General features: G+C 65.0%; 5 protein-coding genes. 3 read left to right on the forward strand and 2 right to left on the reverse strand.

Annotated elements, in window-relative coordinates; all coding sequences use genetic code 11:
* Positions 1-9257: hemagglutinin repeat-containing protein (locus GGR61_RS18030; RefSeq protein WP_184623072.1), on the reverse strand; the 9257-nt coding region annotated here is incomplete at its 3' end.
* Between the two features lie 21 nt (positions 9258-9278).
* Positions 9279-11021, reverse strand: a complete 1743-nt coding sequence (locus GGR61_RS18035; protein ID WP_184623074.1) for a ShlB/FhaC/HecB family hemolysin secretion/activation protein — start codon at positions 11019-11021, stop codon at positions 9279-9281.
* Between the two features lie 550 nt (positions 11022-11571).
* On the opposite strand from GGR61_RS18035, the gene GGR61_RS18040 reads away from it, so the two are divergent.
* The 3 genes from GGR61_RS18040 (at position 11572) to treS (ending at position 18930) form a co-directional block, all read left to right on the forward strand.
* A complete protein-coding gene (locus tag GGR61_RS18040; RefSeq protein WP_184623133.1) occupies positions 11572-11916 on the forward strand; it encodes a GNA1162 family protein in 345 nt (114 codons plus the stop codon).
* Positions 11917-12466: 550 nt separating this feature from the next.
* A complete protein-coding gene (locus tag GGR61_RS18045; protein WP_184623076.1) occupies positions 12467-15583 on the forward strand; it encodes a maltotransferase domain-containing protein in 3117 nt (1038 codons plus the stop codon).
* Positions 15580-18930: a maltose alpha-D-glucosyltransferase gene (gene treS / locus GGR61_RS18050; protein WP_184623077.1), complete on the forward strand. Its 3351-nt coding sequence runs from the start codon at positions 15580-15582 to the stop codon at positions 18928-18930. The genes GGR61_RS18045 and treS overlap by 4 nt, the downstream gene beginning before the upstream one ends.
* Positions 18931-18936 lie beyond the last annotated feature (6 nt).

Consider the following 18936-nt stretch of genomic DNA (forward strand, 5'->3'; position numbering starts at 1 on the left):
CTTTGGATGGTCAGGTCGCCTGCCGCGCGCATGCTGACATTGCCCTGCGCGGCGATATTGCTGGCCGTCAGGGTGATATCGCCTTGCGTGGTGGTCAGGCTGGCATTGCCACCCACCGACAGCTGGGTACCGGTGATGGTGTCGGTCTGGCCGTTGCCGGTGCCTTGCTGGTTGTAGTTGCCATACGGCAAACCGGCCGCGTTATTGAAACCCCAGCCCTTGCCGGCGCTGGCGTTGCCGCTGGACTGGGTGTTATGCGCAACGTCGAACACGATGTCCTTGCTGGCGAGCAGTAGCGCATTGCCCTCTGCGGACATTTGCGCGCCCTGGCTGGTGATCGAGCCATCGCTGGCCAGCAAGGTCAGGTTGCCGCCGGCGGCCAGTTGGCTGACACGTGCGTCGCTGGTGCTTTCGTTCTGCGCTGCATTGGAGCGGTGGCTGCTGGCCTGGATCACCACCGGGGTGATGGCGGCCATGGTGCCGGCCGCTGCGCCCTCGGCATCGCGGCTCATCTTGCTCATGGTCGAGCCGGTATCGACCATGTTCTTGGTGGTCGAATCGCGTGCGCTGCGGTACGACGCGCCCGGGTCGTAGGTCACGCCAATCGAGAACCCGCTCGACTTGCTGGACTGGCTCGATTGCGACTCGACCGTGTCTTGGCGTGCCACCAATGCGATGTCCTTGGCCACCAGCGTCACGTCCTTGCCGGCACCGATGTCCGAGGCTGCGATGGTCAGCTGGTTGCCTGCACTGATGACCAGGTTGCCATCGGTCGAGCCGACCGAGGAGGCGACCTGGGTGACTGAGCGCGTGGACTCCTGGCTGTCACTACTGGACTTCGCATAGCCCACGCTCGCCACACCGCCACCAGAACTGCCGGTCAAACCGGACTTCTTCTGGCGAATGCTGTGCGCTTCGCTGCTGGTGTCCTGCGCGGATTCGATGGTGACGTTGTTACCGGCTGCCAGGCGCACATTGCCGTCTGCGAGGACCGTCGAGCCCACCACGGCAAGGTCGTTGCCGGCCACCATGTTGACGGACTTGCCGCTGAGCGATGAACCCACCGCAAGACTGTCGTGCCACTCGTCGTGCGTGGTGGTCTTCTCATTGGAGAAGGTGCTCTTCTTCCGGGTTTCCTTGTCTATCACTGCATCATGCTGCTCCTGCGTAGCCAGCAACTTGATGTCGTTGCCGGCGGCCAAGGCGATGCCGCCCTTTTCGCTGGCGACCGCAGTCGAGGCCAGGGTGAGGTCGCGGCCGGCCTGCATGACGATGTTGTCGCCAGCACCGAGCTGGGTGCCGCGTACGGTTTCGTCGTAGCTTGACGTTGCCAGCGAGTTGCTCTTGGTGACGGTGCTGCGGTCGCTGGAGTTGCTGTCCACTGCAGCCTGGCTGTTGATGTCGCGGCCGGCCTTCAAGGCCATGGCCTTGCCTGCGCCCACCTGCGCCGCCGTTAGATTGATGTCGTTGACCGCTGCCAGCACCACGTTGCCAGCGCCCTGGATGGTCGTGCCGGCGTGGGTGGTCTCGCTGTTGCGCTGGAAGTTGCGCTCGTTGGCGGTGGTGTCGGTGCTGTGCGAGAGCGTCTGCGTGCCGAGGTTGAGGTTGTTGCCTGCCACCAGTTGGGTCACGCCATCGGTGCCGGCGTTACGAATCTGCGCGGCCTGCAAGTTAACGTCGCGGCCAGCCACCACCGACAACACGCCATTGCCATTGGTGCCGGTGACATACAAGCCGGCGACGCGCTCGAGCTGGGTGGTGCTGTATTGGTGGTAGCCGCCGCCTTGCAGGGTTTCCACGGTGGAGGCAACGGTGATGTTGCCGACCGCCTGCACGCTCAGCGCATCGACGGCGGTGACGCTGGCGCCTTCGATACGAATGTCGCTGGCCGAGCGCAGCCCGACCTGATCGCCGCTGATGCTGCCGCCCAGATGCTCGATGCGGCCGGCGTCGATGGACACCAGCTGGCGACCGGCGATGGTGCCGGTGTTCTTCAGGCCGCCGGCCAGGGCGATGTCGACATTGGCACCGGCGAGTAGCGCACCGTTGCTGTCCAGGTCGCCGGGACGCAGACGCAGATACACCTGCGGCACCAGCGCGGTGGTGGTGCTGCCGTCGGGCAAGGTGACGGTCTGCTCCACCAACCACACGATGTCGCTGGTGAGCTGGGCCATCTGCGCGTCGGTCAGCGCTACGCCCGGACGCAGGTTCCAGGCTTTGCCGATGGTGGCGCCGGCATCGAGCAGCGCCTGGTACTGCGCCTCGTCGCTCCCGTAGCCGTCGAGGAAGCGCCGGCCGGTGAGCTGGCCGATCTGCTCGCGCACCAGCTTCTGCTCGTAATAGCCATCGCCCAGGCGCTTTTGCAGCGCGTCGGCCGAGTAACCCATCTGACTGAGCAGATAGTCCGAGCCCAGCCAGCTGCGGTAGTCGGTGAACTGCGGGTCGGTCTCCACCAGGTAATTGCCGGCAGACCGCCGCACCGTGAACAGGCTGCCGGTCGGCGCGCGCGTATCGGGCGTGCCCATGGCGATGCGGTCCGGCGAGCCGCCGGCGGCAGTGACCACGCGCGCGCCGCTGACCGGGCCGCTGTTGCCGACGCCGCCGACAGTGCCGGTATTGCCACCGCTGGCTGCTTGCGTGCCCGCTGCAATCGCGCGACCGGCGGCAGTTGCCGATGTGCTTCCCGGGCCACGCACGCTGCCTGTGCCGGAGCCTGCCGGTGTGGTCTGTGGCCCATGCAGGTTGAGGTTGGCGACCGCTGCGCCATCGCGCACGTTGGGTGCGTCGCGGCCCTGATTGAGGTTGCTCAGGTCGCCGACGTCGATACTCAGGGTGCCGCCACTGGTGATGGCGCCGCCCACCTGGCCGATCTGCTCGGAGATCGGCGCATTGCTCCAGCTGCGCGTGGTGCCGTTGTAGGCGGTGGTCACGTTGCTGAAACTGTGGGTCCTGAACAGCGTATAGGCGAGGTTGGTGACGCTGGCGGTGCGGGTGAGGCCGCTGATGGCCAGGTCGCCACCGGCGGCAATGCGCGCGTATTCGTTGCGCAGGGTGTCGGTGCCGATGCGCATCGCGCCGCCCGCACGGATGACCGCGTCCGGCCCGGCCCCCGGCTGCAGCACGTCTTCGACCACCGTGCGCGTGGCCATGCGATAACGCTCGTTGTCGCCCAGTTTGCCGCCGCCGGTGCCCTGCGGATTCAACAGGATGTGATCGGGATCGGTATAGGCGAACTGCGCCCACAGCTGCACGCAGTCGGTGCTGCAGGTGCCGTAGGCGTTGGAGTATTTCAGCGTGTCGCTGGTGTAGCGGAAGGCGGGCGAGCCGGGCTGGTTCTGCGCCAGCTCGCGGAACGGATCGTCCGCGCCCGCCGAGACCTGGTCCGGATTGACCTGGTTGTCCTGACGGCCGGTGTAGTAAATGGTCAGCGTGCCCGATTGAGGATCCATGCGCGATCGCTCGCCCGTGGCCTGATACATGCCGCCGCGCGCGAAGAAGTAGGCGCTGGTTTGCGGGGTCACGCGGATGACCGCGCGTCGCACCATGTAGCCATCGGGGGTGATGTACGGAGTGTCTTCCAGAATGTCCTGCGGGCTGAGGTAATACACCTCGGAGGCGCCGTAGTTGCTGGTCGAGCGGATATTGGACGTATCGTTCTCGCCGTTGTTGCGCCAGGTCGGTTGATCCAGACGCACGGGCGCCAAGGTGGTGGTGGTCTGGGTGACCACCACGTTCTGGCGGATGTTGTTGATCGTGGTGGCTTGCAGGTCGAGATCGCCGGCAACGTCGATGGTGGAGCCGAGATTGTCGATCTGGCGTGCGACGCCGGTGGCCAGGCGATTGCCATCCAGCGTGCCGCCGATGGCGGCATCGCCATCGCTGTAGATCAAGCCGCGATCGGTGTTGGTCAGCTGACCCACGCCCAGGTCCAGACGCTCGCGCGCCGCCACGGTGCCGACACGGGTGGCGCCGGCGATGGTCTCGGCACGGTTTTGCAACGTGCCGGCAGCGATGGCGACATGGTCGCCGTAGATGCGCCCGGTGCCCACGTTGTCCAGCGTTGCCGCTTGCAGATGGGTGACCGCGCCATCGATCAGGCCGCGGTTGACCAACTGGCCGCCGGTGCTGATGTGGGTCACGCCCTGACTGGTGATCTGCCCGCTGGCGGCGTTGTCGACATTGCGTGCACTGAGGTCGATATTGCCCGCACGCAGGATGCCCTGGTTGCCAAGGTCGCCGTCGGTGTGGATGGCCAGGGTGCCGTTGGCGATCATCTCGCCGGTATTGGTCAGGCCATCGCGCAGGGTCAGGGTGAGGTTGCTCTGCGAGTGCACCTGGCCGTCGCCACTCAGATTGCGTGCGGTGAGGCTCTGGCTACCGTCCGAGCGCAGCAGGCCGGCGCTGTTGGCGACCGCGTCGGCGCGCATGTCCAGGCTGCCGCCCGAGGAGACCTGGCCGCCGGCATTGTCGAACCCCGAAACCAGCTGCAAGTTGCTCGCGCCGTCGGTGACGACCTGTCCCTGGCGGTTGTCCAGCGACTGGGCCTGCAGTTGTAGTTGCCCTGCCTGCAGGCCGAGCGCGTTGCCGCTGCGCGTGTTGCGGTTATCCACGCTGGACGCGTTCAAGGTCAGCAGGCCGCCTGCGGCGACCAGGCCGGACTGGTTGTCGAGCGCGCCACTGAGAGCGAGGTCGAGTTTCTGTCCGCCCTGCAGCCGGCCACCGGCGTTGTTCATCGTCGTCGCCGTCAAGGCAAGGTTGCCCGCCGCGCTCAACGCACCCGATGCGCTGTTGTCGACACCGGCCACCGTCACGCGCGCATCGCCTTGGGCGAACAGTGCGCCGCCGCGGTTATCCAGCGCGCCACCGTCCACCTGCAGGCGGCCGCCTGCCAGGATGCCGCCGTTGGCGCCCGAGCCGGTGTTGGTGATGGATTGACCATTGGTCTGCAGCAGCAGCTCGGCCTGCGACTGCAGACGACCGCCTGCGTTGTTGAGCGCACCGCTGCGAATGTCGAGCGTGCCGACCTGGCTGCCGATGGTGCCGCCGGTATTGTCTAGCGACTGGGCGCGGGTATCGACCACGACGTTGCCAGCGACGACCGTGCCGGCGCGGTTGGAAAGGCCTGCGCCTTCCAGCCGCAATGCGTTGGTGGACTGGATGGTGCCGCCGTCGTTGCCGATCGCGTGATCGGTGACGACGCTGAGGTCGGTGCTGGCAACCACGGTACCCATTCCGTTGTCGAGCGTGCCGGCGTCCAGCGTGAGCCGGCCTGCGCTGGACACCACACCTTTTGCGCGGTTGTCGAGCAAGCCGGTGACGTCCAACTGCAAGGCACTGCCGGCCGCGTGCAAGGTGCCGGCCTGGTTGTCGATGCTGGCGGCATCGATGCGGCCGTCACCGCCGAGCAGGATCTTGCCTTGCCGGTTTTGCAGCGCCTGCGTGATGGTGAGCGCCGAATGCCCGTTACCGGCGGCTTGCATGGTGCCCTGGGTGTTGATCAGGTTTTGCGCACGCAACGCCAGCAGGCCGTTGCCGCCGATGGTGCCGCTGCTGTTGTCCAGCGTTCCGGTGGCAGTGAGTGTCAACAGTTGATTGCCACTGGCTGCCAACGTGCCGCCAGCGGTGGTGAGATTGCCGGTGTCGACCGTGATGGTGTGTGCCGAGGTGGTGGCATTGCGCAGATCGGTGTTCTGACCGGTCACACGCAGCGTGCCGTTGCTGATCAACTTGCCGCCGTTGCCGGCGAGCGTCTGTGCGTCGATCTGCAGTTGCCCGTTTCCGGCGTGCTGGATCGTGCCTTGGGTGTTGTCCAGAAGGGTACTGTCCAGCGACAGATCGCCATTGCCGGCCAGGGTGCCACCGGCGTTGTTCACCACGTTGGCGTGGATGGTGCTGGCGCCGGTGCCGCTGGCGACGATACGCCCGCCGCGGTTGTCCAGGGTCTGCAGCTGCAGGTCCACGCTGTCGGCGCCGATGGTCGCCTCGCGGTGGTCGACACTGGTTGCTGTCAACGACAACGCACCGGTGGTGGCGATGGTGCCATTGTTGCCGTCCACACGGCCGGCCACGATCTCCAGCCCCTGCACGCCGGAGTGACTGAGCGTTCCGTGCTCGTTGACGAGGTGGTCTGCGCCGATATGCAGCGTGTTGCCGTTGCTGGCGATACGGCCAATGGAATTGTCCAGTTTTCCGGCGATATCCAGGCGACTATCGGCGCTGCCGGCGGCGGTGAGCGTGCCGCCGCGGTTGAAGAGTGCGCCTGCCTGCAGCGTGAGCGCGCCATTGCCGGCGATGCTGCCACCGTCGTTGTTGAGCTCATCGCTCAAGCGCAAGTTCAGTGCATCGTTGCCGGTCGCGCTCAGGCTGCCGCCTGCAGTGCGCAAGCTGCCAGCGATCACGTTGATGCGCTGTGCCTGTGTCATGCCGCCCGTGCCAAGATCGAGGGCACCGCCACTCAACTGCAACGTACCGAGGCTGAGCAGTTTGCCGCCTGCCCCCTGCAGGGCATCGACGGCAATGGTCAACGTTCCGCTGCCGGCGTGCTCGATCGCTCCGGCACGGTTATTCAATGTGGACGCACGCAAGGTGATCTCGCCGCTGGTCGCCAGACGACCGCCTTGGCTGTTATCGAGCAGCGACGCTGCGCCGAGCTGCAACGCCGCGCCATTGGCCGCGAGGACATTGCCGCCGCGATTGATGATGCTGCCGGCTTGCAGCGACACTGCACCGTTGCCGGAGATCGTACCGGCGCTGTTATCCAGGCTGCCGGCAACTGTAACGGTAGTCTCTTCGGTGCCTGACGCCAGGATCGCGCCGCGTTGGTTGTCGAGTTCGCCCGCCTCGACACGCACGCCGGCATTGCTGGCGATGCTGCCGTCGCGGTTGTCCAGACGATCGCGCACCGTCAGCTGCACCGCCTGATTTCCCAGCGAGACGAGGTTGCCGCCAGCGGTGCTGAGTGTGTCGGCTTGAATCTGGATCCGCTGCGCGGAGGTGGTGCCCTCGGCAAGATCGATGCGCCCGCCGCTCACGGTCAAACCACCATTGCTGAGCAGACGACCACCGCGCCCTTCAAGCGCGTCGGCAGTGATGGTCAGCAGGCCGGTACCTGCTTGCTGGATCTGACCGCCGGCATTGCCGAGCGTGCCGGCGCGCAGACTCAGATCGCCATTGCTGGCAATGGTGCCGTTATCGCCGTTGTCGAGACGCCCCCCGACCTGCAGTGTGGCCGCCTGCGGTCCGGTCGACAGCAACGCGCCGCCACGGTTGTCGAAAGTATCGGCCTGCAAGGTCAAGTGTGTGGTACTCAACGCGGCGTTGCGATGATCGACCGTACCTGCGCGCCAGGCCAGTGCACCCAGGGTAGCAATGCTTCCGCCGGCACCGGACCAGTCCTGCGCGGACAGCACCAGCCCCTGCGCACCTGCGTGTTCGATACGGCCATCTGCATTGACGACAGACTGCGCATCCAGCTGCAGTGCCGCCGCATTGCTGGAGAGGACGCCGCGCGTGTTGTCCAGCAGCCCACGTACCTGCCAGGACGCCGCACCAATACCGCCATGGCGCAATTCGCCGCCGCGATTGCTCAGCGATTGCGTGTCCAGGCGCAGCGTGTTCGACACCTCGAGGCGGCCTGCATCGTTCGCCAGCGCCGCCAGCTGCAAGTCCGCATCGCCATAGACATTGAGTGTGCCGGCACGGTTGAGCAGATCGCCACGTGCGCTCAGCGCAGCCACGCCAAGCCGTCCGTCGCTGTTGTCCAGGCCATTGGTCACCGACAAGGACACATCGCCACCGCCGCCGATGCGACCGCCATCGTTGTCCAGCAGGCCTGCGATGTTCAGTACGCCAGCCGCCAGCGGAGCAACGGCTGGAGCTTGGCCGCTTCCAGGAGGCGTCACGGTGCCGCCACCTCCATTGCTGCCGCTATCACCCGGAGTCGCGTTGCCGTTATTGCCGCCGGTTCCGGGCGTCGTCCCCACACTGGTCGAACCAGTGCTTACCGCGCCGATGCTGCCAGCTGCGCGATTACGCGCGCTGCCTGCGGTCAGCCCAAGCGCCTGTACGCCGGTCTGCTCGATGCTGCCGCGCTGGTTGCGCAGCGCTGCCGCATCGATCTGCAGCCGCTGGGCATTCAAGCTGCCGCCACGGTTGTCCAGATCGGCCGCTGTGGCGACGTGCAGCTCGCGCGTGGCGCTGAGCGTGCCAGCATTGGCGATGCCACCACCGGCGGTGATGCGGGTGTCCTGCCGCGACTGCAACGTGCCGGTATTCTCAAGCCGGCCGTCGACAGTGACGACGAGTTCGCCAGCCTGTGCGCCGATATTGCCCGCGTTACGTACGCCGACGCCATTTTCGTTGCCGACCAGCCAGATCTTGTTGGCGAACATGCCGCCCAGCGCGCCGACATCCAGTGCAAAGGTCGGCGCGGGGCCGCTAGCCGCCTGCGGTGTGACCTGCGCGTGATCGGCGCTGACCACGTTGTTACCCAGGCTGGCCTGCAACTGATTGGCCCAGAGACCGGCATTGACCTGCAGCGAGCGGGTAATCAGGTCCGTGTAGTCCGCACCGCTGGTATCCAGGCCGGCACCGCCAATCTGGATGGCGCCACCGCTCACCCGATAACCTTCCAGGGCGCCGTTGGACAGGATCGGCGTACCAGTGGTCAGCGTCACCCGGCTGGCATTGAGAAAGCCGCCGCCGTCCACCTGGATGCCGGCAGGATTGGCGATGACCACTTCGGCACGCTGCCCGGCGACCTCCACATACCCGTTGAGTCGGCTGGCCGGTCCATTGACCTCGTTGAGGATCACCTTGGCGCTGCCGGTGGCCAGCCATGGATTGCCTTGCACCCAACCACCCAATTGGGTCTGGGTCTGAGCGCGGGCATTGTTGAGGATCGCGCCTTCGCGGCCGACATCGAACTGCGAGTAGCGGTTGCGCGACACGCCGGCCGCAGACGGTGTGGTGATGTTGACCAGCGGCACGCCGTTGGGTGCGGTCAAGACTGTCGGACGCTCGCCACCGGGCGCGGCGGGATCGCCGACGATGCGGCCAGCCGACTGTGCCTGCACGGTATCGACCAGGCTGACACAGCCAAGCGCACATAACAGCGCAAACCGCAGTGGAGCAACGGTAACGTGGCGCGCACCTACGGCGCTGACACCTGTACGACCACCCGGTGCACGCACCAGTTCCGAAGCCACTTGCCAGACGCGCAAAGCGCGATTGAATACCAGGCGATAGACGCGATTCATCTCACTGATCCTTGTGTAGGTTTAATAGCGCCAGGACAGGCTGAAGCCGAAGGTGGTGTAGTCGGTCGGAAAATTGGCCGGCTTTTCCAGTGCGGAACCTACGAAGGTGTCCAGCGAAAAATGCTGCCAGCCACCGCGCACGCCCAGGCTCATGCCGGCCAGGTGGTCGCCGGCCTGAAAGCGTGTGGACTGGCCACCGATGTGACCGTAATCGGCACCGAGATAGGCCTCCAGTCCACCGCCCACTGCCAGGCCGATATCGTTGCGTAGCGACCAGCCGCGATCGCCGCTGAGGGTGAGCTCGCCATCGAAACCGCGCACCGTGAAACGCCCACCGATCGCGAAGCGGTCCTGCGGCGCCAACGGCGTGCGGTTCCATTGCGCGCGCCAGGATGCGGTGTAGCGCACGCGTTGCGCACCCAGCTGGAACGGCACGACCAACTGCGCATCGGCAATGATGACCTTCATGCGCGATGTCCCTTCCAGTGGAATCGATGGATCGAAGGCGTTTGCGAGTTCTTCCGGCGCGCGCAGGGCATCGAACGCCCCGGTGCCGCGTCGGTACGCAACGCTGGCATCCAGCGTGACCTTGCCGAGGAAGTGGCGATGGTTAAGGCCGAACTCCCACCCGGCGGTACGGCGCCGTTGCACTTCGATTTCGGTGTCATCGATCGCGCTGGTCGATTGCCGCCACCAACCGCGGCCGTAGGCGCCGAACTTGATCGCCGCATTGCGAAACAGCAGATGATCGATGCGCGCTTCGGCGTTGCGGCTACGCCCACTGTAGTCGTAGGTCTCGACGGCACCGGCAACCGCCTGGCTGTAGTCATAAGAACTTGCAGTCGCGCCGAACAGCCAATAGCCGTAGGGAATGTCGTAGTGCACGGTCCAGCTGTCGGTGTCCTTGCCGGCACCGTTGAATACGCCCTTGCCCAGGCTGACGTAGAACAATTCGTTGAGGCCGAGCGGATTGTCCAGCGACAGCGTGCCGTTGGCCTGCAGCTTGCCGGTGGCGTCGCTGCCGGCATCGTCCAGGCTCAGGCTGGCGCGCACAGGCGAGCGCTGCTGCCAGGCGATTGCCAGGTCGCTTTCGCCCGGCCCGGCACCCTGGCCATCTGCCGGTGCAATCTGGATATCTGCAGTCACCGTCGGCACGCGCTGGAAGTTCTCCAGGCCTTGCTCGATGTCGCGCAGGTTGAGCAGCTCACCGCTACGTACAGGGACTGCATTGGCAATCGCCGCACGTGCCGATGCCGGCTCGCTGAAGCGTGCCGCGTGCACACGACCGGGCACCAGAGATAGCGTCAAGGTGCCGCTGGTGAGGTCCTGCGGTGCCGCCAGCACGCGCGTGGTTACGTAGCCGCGTGCGATCACCGCGTTCTGCGTACGCTTCATCACCAGGTTGACGCCATCGGTACCGAGACAACGGCCGGTCGCAGGATCCTGCTTCGGATCGGCCGATTTCAAGGCCCAGCGAAAGTCATCCGCTCCAGGGCCGTCGAGCACGATGCGCTGGATCTGGAAACACGGCGATTCGTTCTTGGGCAGGCGCTCGACGCCATCGGCAGGCGCGCGCTCCAGGCGCACATCCGGCCGCGCCTCCTGCTGTTCGCGTAACACGCGCTCACGCTCTTGCTGCCGCAATAACTCCTGTGCCGCCGGATCGACCACTTGCTGCGCGGAAACCTGACTTGCCGTTCCCGCCAAAAACGCAATGCACCACGTGGCGCGCATGCGCACCGTCCCTCTCGTGCCACTATCCATATGCAGATGACCGCCCGGCCCAATTACGATTTCAATCGACGCATCGCGCCGCCCCTAACAATATTTTAAGGGATGAGGTCGCTCCTGCCTGTAGGAAAAATCCTGATGCGCTATCGGGGGCCGCACTACGCGCCGGATGCGTATGCAGTAAAAAAGATCCGAAGGGATACGGTGGAAAGTGGCGCGGCGCTTGACTGATCGTGCGTTCCGATGCGGTGACTTGGCTAAGTTTTCCCGGTATATATTTTTCTCAGCGGAGGTATGAATAATTTAGATATTTTAGTATAAATTTCATTTTTGGCGTTGCGCTATTGCTTGCGTTTCGATTCGCTGCAGATAAATCGGGTCGGGACCTTTGGAAGGCAAAGTCGGTGAGCAGTAGTAAACATGATGGTAGTTGAAATTTCGTTTAAAGTTTTTTGATCTGATGCCGATAACCGCGCGTCAAAATGAATTCCTAGCCGGTGGTGCCGGTGTACGAAACGTTAAAGCAGAACGGCATCGCCGTGGCCGACGACACGCAGAAGGCATCGGTCGAGAATTGCGTTAGATCCTCGGTGCCGATGTTGCGCTCTATATCGCCTTCGATAAGTATGGTTTGGTGTATCAGGTGATCAACAGCATAGTGATCGTGTCCGCAAAGGTGACGCTGCTCGATCTGCGCACCGGAACCACTGTGTGGCAAGGTCAGGCGCAGGCATCGAGTAGTGAGAAGCAGAACAACGTTGGCGGTCTGGTCAGCATGCTGGTCACTACGGCCGTCAACCAGGTGATCAATCAGATCACTGGCCGAAGCCATCAGATCGGCAACGTGGCAAGTCAGCACCTGCTCTCGACCGGGCAGGCCGGTGGACGGGTGTACGGCCCGTATCACCCAAAGTACGGCACGGATTGATATCGACAAAGGCGCTGGCGTGTGAATGCGGCGTCGTCAACTGGTAAGAACGTGAGGTGAGCCGCGTTCACCTGACGATCGATATTCCGGTCATGTGCATGCACCCGAGTGCGCCGTCACGTGTAAGCAACACACGTCCGCCGCTGCCCGATGTGGGTGCGACCAATCCAGCGGATGCGATCGTCGAGTGACATCTGGCTGCTGTGCACGCAGTGGCGGGGCTTGTCACACATCAGCTGATCTTATGGCGCGCATCGTCGCGCGGCCGCTTCACACAGCCGCGCTTGTTTGATTTTCGTCAATTCCACCGACACATGAAATTCGCAGTGGGGGTGCTTGACTGCATCGGTCAAGAATCGTTGCGGAGTTGCGCATGAGTGCAGTCACGGTAGGAAAGGTCGGCCAGGCATCGGGTAGGCATGGGTCGGTCTGGACGGAAGTTGGACTGGTGTGTCGTGACCGAGCGCCCGCAGGTCTGCGGGATGGTTCGGCCCGGGTTGCTTCCATTGTCACGGCGCATGTTCGCGCCGTCGTCTGCTGAGGAGGCGCCATGCGGATCTGTGTGTTGAATGAAGCAACGCCTGCGCCCATAGGGCTTGACCAGCGTTGTAGCGCTGCGCGTGAGGCGGGTTGCGATTACGTGGTGATGGCTGCGCCGTTCGAGCGCGATGCCCAGGGGCGGTTGCTCGAACCGTCTGCCGAGGCACACGCGCAGGATGCAGGCCTGCGGGATGCCGTTCAGGCCGCCCACCGGGCCGGCGTGAAGTTGCTGATCGATCTGCGCCTGGATGAAGTGGGTGGCGCGAGCGCGGTGGTGCGCGAGAACCCGCAGTGGTTTCGCGCGCGCAGCACGGCGGTGCCGGACCCGCGTCAGCCGCGCGCTACCCCGGAAGTGGCCGAAGCCCGCTTCAGCTACGCGCAGGAAGGTGCGGCGCTGGTGGAGTGGTGGAGCGCGCGCTTGCTGGCATGGGTGGAGCAGGGTGTTGGCGGCTTTCGCCTGTTGCAGCCGCAGCACGTGCCGGTGCAGCGCTGGCGCGAGTTGATTGCACGCGTGCATGCGCAGGCGCCGGAGGCGGTATTTGCGGCGTGGACGCCGGGCCTGGGGCTGGAGGCGTTGCAACAGTTGAGCGGTGCCGGTTTCGATGCGGCGTTTTCTTCGCTTGCGTGGTGGGATGGCCGTGGGAGCTGGTTCTTCGACGAAGACACTGCGCTGCGGGCGATGGCATCGCAGATCGTGGCGGTGCTGGATGCGCCCGATGGCAAGCGCGCGGCAGCCCCGGAGCAGCACTGGCAGTTGGCCTTGGCATTGGGCGGCGCCTGGTTGCTGGACGAGGCGCATCTGCACGCGTTGCCGTTGTCGATCCGCGCACCCGCTGGGGTGCCGGCCAGTAACGCCGGTCTGCGGTTGCGTCCGCTACTGCGTGAAGCCACCGGCCTGACGGCAGTGGCAGTGGAACCGCTGGGCGGGTTGCCGTCGTTGCTGCTGCTTAATGGCGATGCCAACCACGTGGTGCCGGTGCCTGCGTCGGATTTGTTGCGCTTGCTTGGCGATGCCGAAGCGCTGGTGGGCGGAGATGGCAGCACGCTCTCCGGCACGACGCTGGAAGCATTGGAGCCGGGCGAGGTGCGGGTGTATCGCAGTGTGCCGGCCCGGCATGTGCTGGCAGTGCCGCGCATGCGCCCGCGTGCGCAGACCGCCGCGGCCTGGCCGCGGGTGTGCATCGAGTCGGTGACGCCGTCGGTCGATAACGGCCGTTTCCCCGTCAAGCGCACGGTGGGCGACCGCATCTGCGTGGAAGCCGATGCGTTCTGCGATGGGCACGATCGCATCGCAGTCGCAGTGCTGTGGCGCCCGGCCGATGCCAAGAGTTGGGCCAGCGCGCCGATGCGTGCGCTCGGCAACGACCGCTGGCGTGCAGAGTTCCCGCTCGAGCGCATCGGCACCTATGAGTTCCGTGTGGAAGGCTGGCGCGATGTCTTCGCCACCTTGCATGCGGATCTTGAAAAGAAGCGCGCCGCCGACACGGTGTTGCCGGTGGACGTGCAGGAAGCAGTGGCCGTGGTGCAAGCCGCACATGCGCGCAGCGACGGGGCGTTGGCCGAGCGGCTGCAGGCCATCCTGACCCGCATCGGCGCGCAGAGCGAGCCGTTGCAGCAGTTGGCGATCGTGCTGGAGCCGGACACCGCGCAGGCAATGGCATTGGCCGACGACAAGCCGTTCCGCTCCGAAACTCCGGTGACGTTCCGGGTGGAGTCGGAGCGGCGCGCGGCACATTTCGCCAGCTGGTACGAGTTGTTCCCGCGCTCGCAAAGCGGCGATGTGCAGCGCCACGGTACCTTCGACGATGTGATCGGGCGGCTGGCGCATATCCGCGCGATGCACTTCGACGTGCTGTACATGCCGCCGATCCACCCGATCGGCGCGAAGAACCGCAAGGGCCGCAACAACTCGGTCACTGCGGTCGATGGCGAGCCAGGCAGCCCGTATGCGATCGGTGCGGACGATGGCGGGCACACCGATGTGCATGCCGAGCTCGGTGGACTCGACGGTTTCCGCCGGCTGATCCAGGCCGCGCGCGCGCACGGGTTGGAAGTGGCGCTGGATTTCGCCATCCAGTGCGCGCCGGATCACCCGTGGTTGCGCGAGCACAAGGACTGGTTCACCTGGCGCGCGGATGGCTCGATCCCGTATGCGGAGAATCCGCCGAAGAAATACCAGGACATCGTCAATGTCGACTTCTACGCCAGCGGCGCGGTGCCGGAGTTGTGGAACACGCTGCGCGACGCGGTGCTGTTCTGGGTCAACGAGGGCGTCACGCTGTTCCGCGTGGACAACCCGCATACCAAGCCGTTCCCGTTCTGGGAATGGTTGATTGCCGATATCCGTGGGCGTCGGCCGGACGTGGTGTTCCTGTCCGAGGCGTTTACCCGGCCGAAGATGATGTATCGCCTGGCCAAGTGCGGCTTTTCGCAGTCGTACACCTACTTCACCTGGCGCAACCACAAGCACGAGCTGCGGGAGTACCTGGAAGAGTTGAACCAGGGCGTGCCGCGCGACTGTTTCCGCCCGCATTTCTTCGTCAATACGCCGGACATCAACCCATTGTTCCTGCAGACCGGTGGGCGGAACGGGCATCTGATCCGTGCTGCGTTGGCGACGACGCTGTCGGGCCTATGGGGCATGTACCAGGGCTTCGAGCTGTGCGAAGCCACGCCGCTGGCGCCGGGCAAGGAAGAGTATCTGGACTCGGAGAAATTCCAGCTGCGTGCCTGGCCCGAGCGCGCGCCCGGCGACATCGTCGATGAGATCACCCGCTTCAACCAGCTGCGCCGCATGCATCCGGAATTGCAGTCGCATCTGGGTACGCGCTTCTATCAGGCGCACAACGATCAGGTGCTGTACTTCGGCAAGTTCCTGGATGCCGGATATCTGTCGCGCAGCCGCAGCATGGTATTGGTGGCCATCAATCTGGACCCCCACGCGGCGCAGGATGCCGCCATCGAAATTCCGCTGTGGGAGTTGGGCCTGCCCGATCACGCCAGTGTCGCGGTGGACGACCTGTGGGACGGCCATCGCTTCACATGGCATGGAAAACAGCAACACATCCGCTTAGAGGCGACGCGGCCGTTCGCGTTATGGCGCATCCGCGCAGGAGAGGTCGCATGAATGCAGTCCCATCGTTACAAGCCGACGCGGAACAGTCCGCGGTGGTCGCAGATCAGCTCTGGTACAAGGACGCGATCATTTATCAGGTGCACGTCAAGTCGTTCTTCGACTCCAACGACGATGGCATCGGTGATTTTCCGGGGCTGATCTCCAAGCTGGATTACATTGCCGAACTCGGCGTGGACACCATCTGGCTGCTGCCGTTCTACCCCAGCCCGCGCCGCGACGACGGCTACGACATCGCCGAGTACATGGCGGTGCACCCGGACTACGGCACCATCGCCGACTTCGAGCAGTTGGTCGCGCAAGCGCATGCGCGCGGCATCCGCGTGGTCACCGAGCTGGTGATCAACCACACCTCCGATCAGCATGCATGGTTCCAGCGTGCGCGCAATGCGCCGGCCGGTTCGCCGGAGCGCGACTTCTACGTGTGGTCGGACACCGACCAGGAATACGAAGGCACGCGGATCATCTTCTGCGATACCGAAAAGTCCAACTGGACGTGGGATCCGGTGGCCGGGCAGTACTTCTGGCACCGCTTCTATTCGCATCAGCCGGACCTCAACTTCGACAACCCCGCCGTGCTGGAAGCGGTGCTGGAAGTGATGCGCTTCTGGCTGGATCGCGGCGTGGACGGCCTGCGTCTGGATGCGGTGCCGTACCTGATCGAGCGCTCCGGCACCTCCAACGAAAACCTGCCCGAGACCCACGCGATCCTGCGCAAGATCCGCGCCACGCTGGATGCCGAATACCCTGACCGCATGCTGCTGGCCGAAGCCAACATGTGGCCGGAAGACACCCAGCAGTACTTCGGCCAGAATGCCGACGAATGCCATATGGCGTTCCACTTCCCGCTGATGCCGCGCATGTACATGGCGATCGCGCGCGAAGACCGCTTCCCCATCACCGACATCATGCGCCAGACCCCGGAGATTCCGGAAAGCTGCCAGTGGGCGATTTTCCTGCGTAACCACGATGAATTGACGCTGGAAATGGTCACCGATTCGGAACGCGATTATCTGTGGCAGACCTATGCCTCCGATCGCCGTGCGCGCATCAACCTGGGCATCCGTCGCCGTCTGGCGCCGCTGCTGGAGCGCGACCGCCGCCGGATCGAATTGATGACCTCCTTGTTGCTGACCATGCCCGGCACACCGGTGCTGTATTACGGCGATGAGATCGGCATGGGCGACAACATCCATCTGGGTGACCGCGATGGCGTGCGCACCCCGATGCAGTGGTCGATCGACCGCAATGGCGGCTTCTCGCGTGCCGATCCCGCGCAGTTGGTGCTGCCGCCAGTGATGGACCCGCTGTACGGCTTTCAGGCGGTGAATGTGGAAGCGCAGATCCGCGACCAGCATTCGCTGCTGACCTGGACCCGCCGCGTGCTCAGCGTGCGCAAGCGCTACCAGGCGTTCGGCCGCGGCACGCTGCGCTTCTTGTACCCGGGCAATCGCCGCATGCTGGCGTACCTGCGCTGCTATCAGGACGAAACCGTGCTGTGCGTGGCGAACCTGTCGCACACGCTGCAGGCGGTGGAGCTGGATCTGTCCGAGTTCGATGGCCGCGTGCCGGTGGACATCATCGGCGGCGGCAGCTTCCCGCCGATCGGCCGGCTGACCTATCTGCTCACGGTGCCGCCGTTCGGGTTCTACGCGTTCCAGCTGGTCAGCGAAGGCACCTTGCCGGACTGGCACGTGCCCAGCCCGGTGCCATTGCCGGATTACCGCACGCTGGTATTGCGCAGCGATACCGACGAGGCCAACGCGCTGCTGCCGCATCTGCCCACGCTGGAAGCGGAAATCCTGCCGGCCTGGTTGTCGGCACGGCGCTGGTTCTCGGCCAAGGATCAGGCGCTGAAGCACGTGCGTATCTCGCGTCGCACCCCGTTGCCGGGCGATGAGCCGATGAGCCTGCTGGAGCTGGAAGTGGAGCTGGAAGATGGCCGCCACGAGAGCTACATGCTGCCGATCGGCATCGTGTGGGAGCGCGACCAGCCCAGCACCCTGGCCGAGCAGTTGGCACTGGCGCGGGTGCGTCAGGGCCGCGAGGTGGGCTATCTCACCGATGCGTTCGCGCTCAAGCCGATGGTGTGCGGGGTGATCGATGCGTTGCGCAACAACGCATCGCTGGAATTCCGCGATGGCGACGATGCCTCGCAACAGGGCCAGGTGCGCTTCGAAGCGACCCCGGCGCTGGCCACGCTGGAGATTCCGCAAGACCCGGAGATCCGCTGGTTGTCGGCCGAACAAAGCAATAGCTCGCTGGTGGTCGCCGACAAGGCGGTGTTCAAGCTGCTGCGGCATGTGGCCAACGGCGCCAACCCGGAGATCGAGATCGGGCGTCGCTTGACCGAGATGGGCTACGCCAACGCCGCGCCGTTGCTGGGCAGCGTCAGCCGCATCGACGCGCAGGGCACCATCACCACCATTGCGCTGCTGCAGGGCTTCATCCGCAATCAGGGTGATGCGTGGCGCTGGACGCTGGACCATCTGGCACGCAGTTTCGACGAGTACGCCACCGCGCAGACCGACGAATCGCGCGCCGAAGTCATTGCCGGTTACGACCCATTCGCTGCGGTGGTCGGCAAGCGCCTGGCCGAGCTGCATGACGCCTTGTCGCGCGAGACCGACGAGGCCGACTTCGCCCCGCAGCGCATCGACCCGACCGCCGCCAACGATGTGGTGGCCGGTGTCGCGCGTCAGGTCGAACAGATGTGGGAGACGGTCAATGCGCGTCTGGCCAGCAGCGACGATCCGGTCGAACGCGAAGCGCTGGACGCGTTACTGGCGCAACGCCCGCAGCTGGAGGCCTTGCTCGCCCAGGCACCGGGCGTGCTGGCCGATTCGTTGCTGACGCGGGTGCACGGCGACTTCCACCTGGGCCAGATCCTGGTGGCCTTCGACGATGTGGTGTTGATCGACTTCGAAGGCGAGCCGGCCAGACCCTTGTCCGAACGCCGCGCCAAGGCCAGCCCGTTGCGCGATGTGGCCGGTTTCCTGCGTTCGCTCGACTACGCCAGCGAAGTGTCGGCACGCGGCGAAGAGGGGACGGCCGCGCGCGCGGGTGTGGGTGTGGATACGCATCTGGACGAATTTCTGGCCCAGTTCCGCCGTCGCTCCACGCAAGCCTTCCTGGACGCCTACCATGCCGTGCTCGATGCCAGTGCGCATCCATGGATTGCGCCGGCCGCGTTCAATGCCGCCACCTTGTTGTTCCTGGTGGAGAAGGCCTGTTACGAAGTGCGCTACGAAGCCGCCAACCGCCCTGGCTGGTTGATGGTGCCGGTGGAAGGGTTGCGCCGTATCCTGCACCGCGCGCGCGCTGGTGCGGGAGACACATGATGAGTG

Origin of the sequence: Xanthomonas sp. 3058, assembly GCF_014199765.1 — a bacterium.
In the GTDB taxonomy this organism is placed as follows: Bacteria; Pseudomonadota; Gammaproteobacteria; order Xanthomonadales; family Xanthomonadaceae; genus Xanthomonas; species Xanthomonas campestris_B.

Coding starts and splice junctions, on each gene's coding strand:
- GGR61_RS18035 (WP_184623074.1), bottom strand. CDS start 11,021: ATGGATAGTGGCACGAGAGGGACGGTGCGCATGCGCGCCACGTGGTGC.
- GGR61_RS18045 (WP_184623076.1), top strand. CDS start 12,467: ATGCGGATCTGTGTGTTGAATGAAGCAACGCCTGCGCCCATAGGGCTT.
- treS (WP_184623077.1), top strand. CDS start 15,580: ATGAATGCAGTCCCATCGTTACAAGCCGACGCGGAACAGTCCGCGGTG.